Source organism: Pseudomonas sp. 22082, from assembly GCF_052046055.1.
Taxonomy (GTDB): domain Bacteria; phylum Pseudomonadota; class Gammaproteobacteria; order Pseudomonadales; family Pseudomonadaceae; genus Aquipseudomonas; species Aquipseudomonas pharyngis.
This window is the reverse complement of the sequence record NZ_JBQEQB010000008.1, coordinates 27162-40051: the sequence shown is the minus strand read 5'-3', so window position 1 is coordinate 40051 and position 12890 is coordinate 27162. Positions and strand designations below refer to the sequence as shown.

The 12890-nt window shown below is 62.2% G+C and carries 10 protein-coding genes; 7 read left to right on the top strand and 3 right to left on the bottom strand.

Annotation, left to right across the window (positions count from 1 at the left end; genetic code table 11):
- Nucleotide 1 precedes the first annotated feature (1 nt).
- A complete protein-coding gene (locus ACTJK9_RS11445) occupies nucleotides 2-991 on the bottom strand; it encodes a 2-hydroxyacid dehydrogenase (RefSeq protein ID WP_221397929.1) in 990 nt (329 codons plus the stop codon).
- An 83-nt stretch (nucleotides 992-1074) separates the two neighbouring features.
- Complete coding sequence (locus ACTJK9_RS11440) at nucleotides 1075-3828, bottom strand: response regulator (protein WP_085610972.1); 2754 nt, start codon at nucleotides 3826-3828, stop codon at nucleotides 1075-1077.
- A 216-nt stretch (nucleotides 3829-4044) separates the two neighbouring features.
- Here ACTJK9_RS11440 and ACTJK9_RS11435 point away from each other — a divergent pair, with 216 nt between their 5' ends.
- The 7 genes from ACTJK9_RS11435 (at nucleotide 4045) to ACTJK9_RS11405 (ending at nucleotide 12375) form a co-directional block, all read left to right on the top strand.
- Nucleotides 4045-4767 (top strand): response regulator transcription factor, encoded by a 723-nt coding sequence (locus ACTJK9_RS11435; protein ID WP_440813899.1) that lies wholly within the window; start codon nucleotides 4045-4047, stop codon nucleotides 4765-4767.
- The gene (locus ACTJK9_RS11430; RefSeq protein WP_221397927.1) at nucleotides 4754-6178 is read left to right on the top strand and encodes a sensor histidine kinase; all 1425 of its coding nucleotides are present in this window, start codon (nucleotides 4754-4756) and stop codon (nucleotides 6176-6178) included. The genes ACTJK9_RS11435 and ACTJK9_RS11430 overlap by 14 nt, the downstream gene beginning before the upstream one ends.
- 169 nt (nucleotides 6179-6347) lie before the next feature.
- Nucleotides 6348-7250, top strand: a complete 903-nt coding sequence (cysM, locus tag ACTJK9_RS11425) for a cysteine synthase CysM (protein WP_221397926.1) — start codon at nucleotides 6348-6350, stop codon at nucleotides 7248-7250.
- A complete protein-coding gene (gene rlmD, locus ACTJK9_RS11420; protein ID WP_085610701.1) occupies nucleotides 7250-8635 on the top strand; it encodes a 23S rRNA (uracil(1939)-C(5))-methyltransferase RlmD in 1386 nt (461 codons plus the stop codon). Before cysM ends, rlmD begins: the two co-directional genes overlap by 1 nt.
- An 88-nt stretch (nucleotides 8636-8723) precedes the next feature.
- Nucleotides 8724-10967, top strand: coding sequence for a GTP diphosphokinase (gene relA / locus ACTJK9_RS11415; RefSeq protein WP_007957789.1), 2244 nt, complete (start codon nucleotides 8724-8726; stop codon nucleotides 10965-10967).
- On the top strand, nucleotides 10964-11806 hold the full coding sequence (mazG, locus tag ACTJK9_RS11410; protein WP_085610700.1) for a nucleoside triphosphate pyrophosphohydrolase: 843 nt from the start codon (nucleotides 10964-10966) through the stop codon (nucleotides 11804-11806). The genes relA and mazG overlap by 4 nt, the downstream gene beginning before the upstream one ends.
- A 26-nt stretch (nucleotides 11807-11832) precedes the next feature.
- The gene (locus ACTJK9_RS11405; protein ID WP_011335479.1) at nucleotides 11833-12375 is read left to right on the top strand and encodes a DUF2058 domain-containing protein; all 543 of its coding nucleotides are present in this window, start codon (nucleotides 11833-11835) and stop codon (nucleotides 12373-12375) included.
- Between the two features lie 96 nt (nucleotides 12376-12471).
- Here the strand turns inward: ACTJK9_RS11405 and ACTJK9_RS11400 are convergent, their stop codons facing one another.
- Nucleotides 12472-12660 (bottom strand): hypothetical protein, encoded by a 189-nt coding sequence (locus ACTJK9_RS11400; RefSeq protein WP_039772867.1) that lies wholly within the window; start codon nucleotides 12658-12660, stop codon nucleotides 12472-12474.
- Between the last annotated feature and the right edge of the window lie 230 nt (nucleotides 12661-12890).

Sequence of the window (12890 nt, the reverse complement as noted above, 5' to 3'; positions counted from 1 at the left end):
TTCAGCCTTCGACCTGGTTCTGCGGCGCACCCGCCGCCCAGGTCGCGATGTTGTGCAGGGTGGTCGCGGCAATCGCGCCCAGCGCCTCATGGGTCAGAAACGCCTGATGCGCGGTGACGATCACATTGGGGAACGTCAGCAGCCGCGCCAGCACGTCGTCCTGTAGCGGCAGGTCGGAACGGTCCTCGAAAAACAGCTGCGCTTCCTCTTCATACACATCCAGTCCCAGATAACCGAGCTGGCCGTCCTTCAAGGCGTCGATCAGCGCTGGCGTGTCCACCAGACCGCCGCGCCCGGTGTTGATCAGCATCGCCCCCGGTTGCATGTGTGCCAGCGAATTGCGGTTGATCAGGTGTTTGCTCTGTTCGTTGAGCGGGCAGTGCAGGCTGATGATCCGCGACTGTGCCAGCAGATCCGGCAGGCTCAGGTAGCGCGCGCCTAACGCTTCGACGGCGGGATTCGGATAAGGGTCGTAGGCCAGCAGTTCGCAGCCAAAGCCGTGCATGATTTTCGCGAAGGTCGCGCCGATCTGCCCGGTGCCGACGATGCCGACGGTTTTGCCCACCAGATCGAAACCGGTAAGACCGTGCAGGCTGAAATCGCCTTCGCGGGTGCGGTTGTAGGCGCGATGCAGGCGCCGGTTGAGGGCGAGGATCAACGCCACCGCATGCTCGGCCACCGCGTGGGGCGAGTAGGCTGGTACACGCACGACGGCCAGCCCCAGACGTTTGGCGACGGTCAGATCCACGTGGTTGTAGCCGGCCGAACGCAAGGCGATAAGGCGAGTGCCGCCGGCCGCCAGACGTTCCAGCACCGGCGCGCTCAGGTCATCGTTGATGAAGGCGCAGACCACCTCGTGATGTTCGGCCAGCGCTGCGGTATCGAGGCTGAGCCGGGCCGGCTGGAAGTGCAGTTCGATCCCGGCCGGGCAGTCGGCGGCGAGGAAACTGTCGCGGTCGTAGGTCTGGCTGCTGAAAACGATCGTGCGCATGAAATCCTCCTGGAGCATCGACGCGGGCGCAATTCACCCGCGACAACTGTAGCCGCGTCGGCGTTGACCGGCATTGCCGTGGATCAGGCGCTGATCTTCGCCTGGGCTGCCAGACGATTGATCGCCCGTTCCAGCTCGTCCAGCGCGGTCGAGGCCTTGGGGTCCTGCTGCTTGAGCAGGGTTTCGCTGCGCTGGCAGGCGGCGCGCAATTGCGGCACACCGCAGTAGCGAGTGGCGCCATGCAGGCGGTGCACCCGTTCGAGCAGACCGTTTTGATCCTGATGGTCGCGGGCGGTGCGGATGGCTTCGCGGTCGGCTTCAAGCGAAGCCAGCAGCATCGCCAGCATGTCCGCCGCCAGATCCGCCTTGCCGGCAGCCAGGCGCAAACCTTCCTCGTGATCGAGAATCGGCAGTTCCTGATTGCCCAGCAGGCTTTCACCGCCCCGGTCCGGCGCCTGATTGCGCAGCGCCAGGCCGGTCCACTTCAGCACCACCTGCGCCAGTTGCCGCTCGCTGATCGGCTTGGTCAGGTAGTCGTCCATGCCGCTTTGCAGCAGCGCGCGTTTTTCATTGGCCATGGCGTGGGCGGTGAGGGCGACGATCGGCAGCGGCGTGCAGTGCCGCTCGCTTTCCCACTGGCGAATCGTTTCGGTGCTCTGGCGTCCGTCCATGCCGGGCATCTGCACGTCCATCAGCACCAGATCGAAGGTTTCGTTCTGCACCGCCTTGACTGCGGCATAACCGCTTTCCACGGCCAGCACCTTGGCGCCCATGTCTTCGAGCAGCGTCTGCACCAGCAACAGGTTGGCCGGGTTGTCGTCGACGCACAGCACTTTCGGCGCGCGGCTCGACAACGGTTCGCCCGGTTCGCTGCGCTGCTGGCGCGGGTTGACCATGTCCGACAAGGCCCGGCGCAGTTTGCGGGTGCAGGCCGGTTTCGATTGCAACTGACTGTGAGGGTTGGGCACCGAAAGGTGATAGAGCGTCAGCTCGGTGGTCGGGCATAACACCAGCACCCGGCAACCGAGGTGCTCAAGGTCCCAGATGTGCTGGTTGAGGCGCTCCGGCGGCATGTCGTTGCTGGTGATGCCGAGCACCGCCAGATCGATGGCCTGATCGGTCTGATGGGCGCCGGTAACGCCATTGGTCAGGCTTTCCAACGTGTTGAACGGCGTGACATCGAGGCCGCAGTCTTCCAGTTGATGCTGCAGGGCCTGACGCGCCAGTTCGTGATTTTCCAGCACCGCCACCCGGCGCCCGAGCAACGGCGCGGCGGGCAGGTCTTCAGCATCGTCGCGGGTCTTGGGCAGGTTCAGGCTGATCCAGAATTCCGAACCTTCACCCGGCGTGCTGTCGACGCCGATTTCGCCGCCCATCTGTTCGATCAGGCGCTTGGAAATCACCAGCCCCAGACCCGTGCCGCCGGGTTGGCGCGACAGTGAGTTGTCAGCTTGGCTGAAGGCCTGGAACAACGCGCGCACATCCTGGTTCGACAGGCCGATGCCGGTGTCCTGAATGCTGATGCGCAACTGCACGCTGTCGTCGTTTTCTTCTTCGAGCATGGCGCGGGCGACGATGGTGCCTTCGCGGGTGAACTTGATCGCGTTACTCACAAGGTTGGTCAGGATCTGCTTGAGCCGCAACGGATCACCGACCAGCGACAGCGGCGTATCGCGGTAAACCAGACTCACCAGTTCCAGCTGCTTGGCGTGCGCGGCGGGGGCGAGGATGGTCAGGGTGTCCTGCAACAGGTCGCGCAGGTTGAACGGAATATGGTCGAGCACCAGTTTGCCGGCCTCGATCTTCGAGAAATCGAGGATCTCGTTGATGATCCCCAGCAGGCTGTCGGCGGATTTTTCGATGGTGCCCAGGTAGTCGAGCTGGCGCGGGGTCAGTTCGCTTTTCTGCAACAGGTGGGTGAAACCCAGAATGCCGTTGAGCGGCGTGCGGATCTCGTGGCTCATGTTGGCGAGGAATTCGGATTTGATCCGGCTCGCTTCCAGCGCTTCTTTACGGGCCAGGTCCAGCTCGATGTTCTGGATCTCGATGGTTTCCAGGTTCTGGCGCACGTCTTCGGTGGCCTGATCGACGCTGTGCTGCAATTCTTCCCGGGCGTTCTGCAGGGTGCCGGCCATGCGGTTGATGCCGGACGCCAGTTCATCCAGTTCCTGACTGCCCAGCGGTGGCAGGCGGGTTTCCAGATGACCGTCCTTGAGCTGGGCGACGGCCTGTTTGATCTGGCTCAGCGGTCGGTTGATCGTGCGGCCCATGCGCAAGGCCAGCAGCGCGGCGCCGGCCAGCCCCGCACCAATCAGCAACAGACTGGCGAACAGGCTTCGGTAGCCGCGCAACAACATGCCGTTGTGCGACAGCTCCAGTTCAACCCAGCCGAGCAGGCGGTCGGATTCTTGCGGGATCAACTCGCCGGCGAGGTTGCGGTGTTTGCCGAAGACCGGCAGCAGATAGCGGGTGGCATCGTTGCCGCTGCGTCGCAGCAGGTGCGCGCTGTCACCGCTCGGCGCCTGATTGAGCATGGTCGGGCCGGCGTGGGCGAGAGGAGAGCGGTCGGGCGCGAGGAAGGTCACGGCGCGCACGTCCGGTTGTTCGAGGGACTGGGTGGCGATGCGCTCGAGCAGTTCGGCATCGCCGTGGCCCATGGCCGGTGCCACCAGCGGAGCCAGTTGCTCGGCGATCATTTCGCCGCGCTGCATCAGTTGAGCTTGCAGGTCGGATTGCTGCGTCCAGGTGAAGTACCCGCCCAGCACCAGTGCCATCAGGCTGGTCGGCAACAGGGTCAGCAACAATACGCGACCTTTGATTCCCAGTTTCTTGAGCACGCCTTTCTCCTGCATCCCGCTGATCGTTGACTCACACGTGCGTCCGGCACGCGGTATCGGCGCAGTGTAGCGATTTGCTTGCGGGCAATCTTGGGAAAAATGATGTCGTCATTGTTCACTCTCAGGCCGGTCATCTGTCCGACAGGTCAAGCTTGGGTTGCCGGGCGCCGGGCAATCTTGAATAATCGCCCAACTGAGAATTATTTGCAGATAGTCATGACTCCTGTCTCTATTGCCCAACCCCGCATTCTTTCCATCGAAGACGATCCCGTCCTCGGTGCCTATGTCCATGAACAACTGGGCCGCAGCGGCTTCCAGGTGACCTGGTGCCAGAACGGCAGCGAAGGCCTGAGCATTGCCCGGCGCCAGCCGTTCGATGTGGTGTTGATGGACATTCTGTTGCCAGGGCTGGATGGATTGAATGTCCTGACTCAACTGCGTCAGAGCCATTCCACGCCGGTGCTGCTGATGTCGGCGCTGGGTGCCGAGGCCGACCGTATCAGCGGTTTCCGCCTCGGCGCCGACGACTACCTACCCAAACCCTTCAGCATGGCCGAGCTGCATGTGCGGATCGAAGCGATCCTGCGCCGGGTCGCCCTCGACCGTCGTCCGGCGGCCATCGCTCCGGTGGTGCCGGTCGGCGGACTGCGTTTCGACGACGAGCAGTGCGATGTGTTCTACCGTAATCAACCGGCCGGTCTGACCCGCAGCGAATACCGGCTGCTGGAAACCCTCAACCGCAACGACGAGGAAGTGCTGAGCAAGGCCTTCCTTTATCAGCACGTTCTGCAACGCGGCTATGCGGCCCACGACCGCAGCCTCGACATGCACATCAGCCAGATCCGCCGCAAACTCAAGTCGGTCGGCTACACCGAGCGGGAAGTGCGCACGGTGTGGGGCAAGGGTTACGTCCTGAGTGCCATCGATGAAAGTGTCTGACCTGCCGGGCCGGCACTCGCTGTTCTGGAAACTCGCCTGCCTGTTGGTGGCGTTCTGTCTGTTGATGATCTGGCTGAGCTGGTCCTGGGGCCGGTACATGGAGCAGCGCAACCAGTTCCTCTCCGACGACGCCCGTCGCACGTTGAGCCGTTATGCCGCCGAGGCCGAGCGCGCATGGCAGCAGGGCGGGCGCGATGGCATCGATAGCTGGTTACAGAGCATGGAGTTGCGCGAAGCCGGCTGGGTCGGCGTGATCGGCGGCAACCTGCAGTCGCTGGGCAGTCAACCGTTGAACGCTCAAGAGCTTCAACGCCTGACCTTCCTGCGTGGCCTTGACTGGCCGATTCACAAAAAGGGCCGGCCGTGGCTGCGGGTTCCATTTCCCACTGACGCGACCGCCGGCAGTCTGGTGATCGAGTTGCCCGAGCGATTTCTGCCGGGCAAATACCGGGTCTTCTGGCGCGTCATCACCAACGGCGTGATTCCAGGTCTGTTCACCTTGCTGCTGTGCGTCGGCCTGTATCGCCTGCTGGTGGTGCCGCTGAACAATCTGCGCGAGCAGGCCAATGCCTGGCGTGCCGATCAATTGAATGTGCGGTTGTCGAGCGGCATCACCCAGCGCCCCGATGAGCTTGGCGAACTGGCCCGTGCTTTCGACTCGATGTCCGAACGCCTGCAATCCACCGTGGCCCTGCAACAGCAACTGTTGCGCGACCTGTCCCACGAACTGCGCACGCCCCTGAGTCGGTTGCGGGTCGCCAGCGAAAGCGAGCAGCAGCTGCAACCGCTGCGCGAACGTATCGGTCGCGAAGTCGACGTGATGCAGCGATTGGTGGAGGACACCCTGCAACTGGCCTGGCTCGACACCGAACGCGCGCCGTTGCCGGACGAAGCGATCCAGATTCAGGCACTGTGGGAAATGCTCACGGAAAACGCCTGCTACGAAAGCTGCTGTCCGATGGGGCAGTTGCAGTGCGGGGTGGAGGCCTCATGCTGGGTGCGCGGCAATCTCAACACCCTGGCCCAGGCACTGGAAAACATTCTGCGCAATGCGATTCGACATTCGCCACCGGGCGGCATCGTGCGGCTCGACGGTCGACGGGATGGCGATTACTGGCACCTGTGGCTGGAGGACGAGGGCGGCGGCGTGGCCGAAGCGGACCTTGAGCGGATCTTCTCGCCCTTCATCCGACTCGATGGCTCGCGGCCGGGGGACGGTGGTTTTGGGTTGGGGCTGAGCATCGCGAGGAACGCGGTGCAACGCCAGGGCGGAACCCTGTGGGCCGAGAACGGGCCATCGGGATTGCGACTGAATCTGCGGTTGGTGGCGGATGACAGTGCTGTCAGTCCTGACGTTTTCGCTGGCAAGCCAGCTGCCACAGTGGACATGAGCCGCCCGCAGATCGTTTGAGCTGCACAAGAAAGTGTCAGCGCTGCTGACACTATTTAAAAGTCGCACCACTGGCGCGACTTTTATTGCTTATTCCAAGAAACCATAAGCACCACACTTTGCGTGATATGGCCTGCGCAGGTTTGCCGGTATGATAGGCGCCCCCGCTGTCCGGATTGCGAAAAACGCCATGACCTTGCAGTACCCAACCATCGCCGATTGCGTCGGCAACACGCCGCTGGTGCGTTTGCAGCGCCTGCCCGGTGTCACCAGCAACACCCTTTTGCTCAAGCTCGAAGGGAACAACCCGGCGGGTTCGGTCAAGGATCGTCCGGCGCTGTCGATGATCACCCGTGCCGAGTTGCGCGGGCAGATCCACGAAGGCGATACGCTGATCGAAGCGACCTCGGGCAACACCGGGATCGCCCTGGCGATGGCCGCCGCGATCAAGGGTTACAAGATGATCCTGATCATGCCGGACAACTCCAGCGCCGAGCGTAAGGCGGCGATGACCGCTTACGGCGCGCAGCTGATTCTGGTCAGCCAGGAAGAGGGCATGGAAGGCGCTCGCGATCTCGCCCAGCGGATGGAAGCCGAAGGCCGTGGCAAGGTGCTGGATCAGTTCGCCAACGGCGACAATCCTGAAGCGCACTACACCACCACCGGCCCGGAAATCTGGCGTCAGACCCAAGGCTCCATTACTCATTTCGTCAGCTCCATGGGCACCACCGGCACCATCATGGGCGTGTCGCGCTACCTCAAGGAGCAGAACGACAACGTGCAGATCGTCGGCCTGCAACCGATGGAAGGTTCGGCCATTCCCGGCATCCGCCGCTGGCCGCAGGAATACCTGCCGAAGATCTACCAGGCCGACCGCGTTGACCGCATCGTCGACATGGCGCAAAGCGAAGCCGAGGACGTCACCCGGCGTCTGGCCCGCGAAGAAGGCATCTTCTGTGGCGTGTCCTCGGGCGGTGCGGTGGCAGCGATGCTGCGCCTGTCCAAAGAAGTTGAAAACGCGGTGATCGTCGCGATCATCTGCGACCGTGGCGACCGTTACCTGTCGACCGGCATTTTCGACGCGCCCAACTGATGGCCAAGCATGAGAGAGGCCTGCGCTTCCAGCCCACCGGCGGCAGCAAGGCCGCGCCAATCCCGACCGGCAAAAAACAGCGTCTGAGCATCGAGCGCCTGGCCAATGACGGTCGCGGCATCGCGTTTTTTGAAGGCAAGACCTGGTTCGTCCTCGGCGCCCTCGCCGGTGAAGAAGTCGAAGCCCGAGTGCTCGGCGCCCACGGCAAAGTGGTCGAGGCGCGTACCGAGCGCGTGTTCAGCGCCAGTCAATTGCGTCGTCCCGCACCTTGTCAGCATGCCGGACGTTGCGGTGGTTGCAGCGTTCAGCATCTGCCCCACAACGAACAGCTTGCCCTGAAACAGCGCATGCTCGCCGAGCAGTTGTCGCGAGTCGCCGGTGCCGAGCCCGAGGAGTGGGCGGCGCCGTTGACCGGTCCCGAATTCGGCTACCGTCGTCGCGCCCGGATCGCCGTGCGCTGGGACAGCAAGGCCAAACAGCTTGAAGTCGGTTTCCGTGCCGCCGGCAGTCAGGACATCGTCGCGATCAGCGAATGCCCGGTGCTGGTACAGCCCTTGCAGCCGATCATGACCCGCTTGCCGGAGATGCTGCGGCGCTTGAGCAAGCCTCAGGCGCTGGGGCATGTCGAACTGTTCAGCGGCTCGTCACTCGCCGTCCTGCTGCGTCACATGGCGCCGCTGTCCGAGGCCGACCTGACGATCCTCAAGGATTTCTGCGCATTCCATGAAGCGCAGCTCTGGCTGCATGGCGAAGGCGAACCGCAGCCGGTGGATGATGCACAGTCGCTCGGTTACCGCCTGGAACAATGGGACCTGCAACTGGCCTATCGGCCGGGAGATTTCATCCAGGTCAACGCCGGGGTCAACGAGGCCATGGTCGCCCAGGCGCTGGACTGGTTGAAACCGACGAGCGATGAGCGCGTGCTCGACCTGTTCTGCGGTCTGGGCAACTTTGCCCTGCCGCTGGCAAAAGCTGCGCGTGAAGTGGTGGCGGTCGAAGGCGTGCAGACCATGGTCGATCGCGCGGCGGCCAATGCCGCTAGCAACAATTTGCATAACACAAAGTTTTTTCAGGCCGATTTATCCCAGCCTTTGACCGATGCCCAGTGGATCGGAAACGGCTTTTCTGCGGTACTCTTGGACCCACCGCGCGACGGTGCTTTCGAGGTGGTGCGCAAGCTGGCGGCCTTGGGCGCCAAACGGTTGGTGTACGTGTCGTGCAACCCTGCAACTCTGGCGCGCGATACGGTCGAATTGATCAAGCAGGGCTACCGGTTAAAACGTGCCGGGATTCTCGATATGTTTCCTCAGACGGCACATGTCGAGGCCATGGCGTTATTTGAAGCGAGCCAGGATGGCTCGTCTGATCCGACTGGTCGTCCGTAGCGCTCGCCTTGGCCCCGCGAGCGCGAACGGGCATTGACGGTCAGTGATTTGACGCATTGAATCTGCGTCGTAGGGAAGGTAAAGCAAGATGGTACAGGTGAGAGCACACCAGCCGATCAACACTGACGGCAGTATCAATCTCGAGGCTTGGCTCGATCACGCGGTCAGTGTCGATCTGGCACTGGATCGCGAAGCCTTGAAAGAGGCCTGCGAGTACGCTCGCCAGGCCGAGCAGCAATCCAATGCCGCGAAGAATCTCTGGTCCGAAGGCAGCGGCAGTTTCAGCACGGGCCTTGAGATCGCCGAGATCCTCGCCGACCTCAAGCTCGATCAGGATTCGCTGGTTGCCGCGGTTCTGTATCGCGGCGTACGCGAAGGTCAGATTGAACTCGCAGCGGTCAGCCAGCGCTTCGGCCCGGTGGTCGCCAAGCTGATCGACGGCGTGCTGCGCATGGCGGCGATCAGTGCCAGCCTCAGCCCGCGCCAGTCGATGGTGCTTGGCACCCAGGGCCAGGTGGAAAACCTGCGCAAGATGCTGGTGGCGATGGTCGACGACGTGCGTGTCGCGCTGATCAAGCTCGCCGAACGCACCTGTGCGATCCGCGCGGTGAAAACCGCCGACGACGAAAAACGTAACCGGGTCGCTCGGGAAGTGTTCGACATCTATGCGCCGCTCGCGCATCGACTCGGCATCGGTCATATCAAATGGGAACTGGAGGACCTGTCCTTCCGTTACCTGGAGCCCGATCAATACAAACAGATTGCCAAGCTGCTGCATGAGCGGCGGCTCGACCGCGAGCGTTTCATCGCCGACGTGATGACCCAGCTCAAGGACGAACTGCAGGCCACCGGCGTCGAAGCCGACATCAGCGGCCGGGCCAAACACATCTATTCGATCTGGCGCAAAATGCAGCGCAAGGGTCTGGAGTTCAGCCAGATCTACGACGTGCGTGCGGTGCGCGTGCTGGTGCCGGAAATGCGCGACTGCTACACCGCGCTCGGTATCGTCCACACCCTGTGGCGGCACATCCCGAAAGAGTTCGACGACTACATCGCCAACCCGAAAGAGAACGGCTACCGCTCGCTGCACACGGCGGTAATCGGCCCGGAAGGCAAGGTGCTGGAAGTCCAGATACGGACCCATTCGATGCACGAAGAGGCCGAACTCGGTGTCTGCGCGCACTGGCGCTACAAGGGCACCGACGTCAAGTCCGGCTCCAATCACTACGAAGAGAAAATCTCCTGGCTGCGTCAGGTCCTCGAGTGGCACGAGGAGCTGGGCGACATCGGTGGTCTCGCCGAACAGCTGCGGGTCGATATCGAGCCGGACCGGGTCTACATCTTCACCCCGGACGGTCACGCCATCGACTTGCCGAAGGGCGCGACGCCGCTGGACTTCGCCTACCGCGTACACACCGAAATCGGCCACAACTGCCGTGGCGCGAAGATCAACGGGCGCATCGTTCCGCTCAACTACAGCCTGCAGACCGGTGAACAGGTCGAGATCATCACCAGCAAGCACGGCACTCCGAGCCGCGACTGGCTGAACCCGAACCTGGGCTACGTCACCACGTCCCGGGCGCGGGCGAAGATCGTGCACTGGTTCAAGTTGCAGGCGCGCGACCAGAACGTCGCGGCGGGCAAGACCCTGCTCGAGCGCGAGCTCAATCGCCTCGGCCTGCCGGCGGTGGATTTCGACAAGCTGGCCGACAAGGCCAACATGAAAACCGCCGAAGACATGTTCGCCGCCCTCGGCGCCGGCGACCTGCGTCTGGCGCAGCTGGTCAATCTGGCGCAACAACTGGTCGAGCCTGAACGCGGCAACGAACAGTTGGAGCTGATTCCGCGCAAGGCCACCGGCTACAAACCGGGCAAGCGCGGCGACATTCAGATCCAGGGCGTCGGCAACCTGATGACCCAGATGGCCGGCTGCTGCCAGCCGTTGCCGGGCGATGCGATCGTCGGTTACATCACCCAGGGCCGTGGCGTGAGCATTCACCGCCAGGATTGCGCCTCGGTGTTGCAACTGGCCGGGCGCGAGCCGGAGCGGATCATCCAGGTCAGTTGGGGCCCGGTGCCGGTGCTCACCTATCCGGTGGACATCGTCATCCGCGCCTACGATCGTTCCGGTCTGCTGCGTGACGTCTCGCAGGTGCTGCTCAACGAGCGGATCAACGTGCTGGCGGTCAACACCCGCTCGAACAAGGAAGACAACACCGCGCTGATGTCCCTGACCATCGAGATTCCGGGTCTGGACGCGCTGGGGCGATTGCTGGGGCGGATTTCCCAGTTGCCGAACATTATCGAAACGCGGCGTAACCGGACTCCATGAAACCGACCTACAGCCTTGACGACCTGCTGCACCTGATGAACCGTCTGCGTGACCCGCAGTATGGTTGCCCGTGGGATATCAGGCAGACTTACGCGACCATCGTTCCACACACCCTTGAAGAGGCCTACGAAGTCGCCGACGCCATCGAGCGCGGCGACTTCGATCACTTGCAGGGGGAGTTGGGCGATCTGCTGTTTCAGGTGGTGTATTACAGCCAGTTGGCCCGGGAAGAAGGGCGATTCGAATTCGCCGGCGTGGTCGACGGCATCACCCGCAAACTGATCCGTCGTCATCCGCATGTGTTCCCCACTGGCGATCTGTATGCGTCGCTGGACGTGCCGCGTCTGAGTGAAGAGCAGGTCAAGCAGCGCTGGGAGGAAATCAAGGCCGAGGAGCGCGCCGAGAAATCCACCGAGCCGCAACAACTGTCACTGCTCGACGATGTGCCTGCTGCGTTGCCGGCATTATCCCGCTCGGCCAAGTTGCAGAAGCGCGCAGGTCAGGTCGGTTTCGACTGGCCGGATGCCTTGCCGGTGCTGGACAAGGTCCGTGAAGAGCTCGATGAAGTGCTCGAAGCCATGTCCGAAAATGACCCGCAAGCGGTGGCCGACGAGATCGGTGATCTGCTGTTTTCGGTGGTCAATCTGGCCCGGCACCTGAAGGTCGATCCGGAAACCGCATTGCGTGGCGCCAACGCCAAGTTCGAACGACGTTTCCGTTTTATCGAACAGGCATTGCGCGATACCCACCGCCCCATGGAAGATTGCACCCTCGAAGAGTTGGACGCCCTGTGGGGCGAAGCCAAACGTCAGGAAAAGAATTCGCCCAGCTGTGGCTGAGCCGTTGCCCAAGTGAGTAAGCATCAATGAGCCTTTCCCTTCGCGACCAGTTGCTCAAGGCAGGACTGGTCAACCAAAAGCAGGCCAAGCAGGTCAGCAAAGACAAACAGAAACAACAGCGCCTGGCCCACAAAGGTCAGATCGAACTGGACGACTCCCAGCAGCGTGCTGCCCAGGAAGCCATGGCCGAGAAGGTCAAGCGCGACCAGGAGCTGAACCGCCAGCAGCAGGAGAAGGCGGAAGCCAAGGCCCGCGCCGCGCAGGTCAAGCAGTTGATCGAGGTCTCGCGTCTGCCGAAGCTGACGACCGAGGACTACTACAACTTCGTCGACGACAAGAAGGTCAAGCGCATCTCGGTCAACACGCTGATGCGCAACAAGCTCAGCAGCGGCTCGCTGGCGATCGTGCACCACGCTGGCGGTTACGAAGTGATTCCTCGTGAGGCGGCCCTGAAGATTCAGGAGCGCGATCCACAGCGCATCGTCCAGCTCAACGAAAAGGTCGAAGAGGTCAATGCCGAGGACGATCCGTACGCGGCCTACGTGATCCCTGATGATCTGATGTGGTAATCGGGTTCCGCCGGGCTGCGAAGCGGCCCTGAAATCCCCAAAACGACAAACCCCGCTCATGGCGGGGTTTGTCGTTTTCAATGCTGTGGTTTTGTTTCAGGCGGATTTCCGATCCCGCTGCTGTTCCTGCAGTTCCAGTTCGGCCTTGTAGTTGTGGGCGTCGATCTCGTTGTGGAACATGCCGACCAGCAAGTCTTGTTGATGCACATCCCAGATCCGTACGCCGGCGGCTACGCCTTCATGGGACATGTGTGAATCGTCGCGTTCAGTTACTTTTACAGTCATCTGCTAGCTCCAAATCTCAAGTTATCTGCAGCAAGGCGTGTGCAGGACTCTGTTATAGATTTTGTTAGCCTGCTAAGTAAACGCCCGATTCGTGCAATGTATTCTTGCGAAATCTGCAACAGCGCTGGAGCCCGCAGAAACCGCGACATTCAGTCGCAGGGCATTGAGTTCCATGACAAAAGCTTCATGTTCCTGACGGCGATTTTCAAGCAATACACCGACCCTGTGGG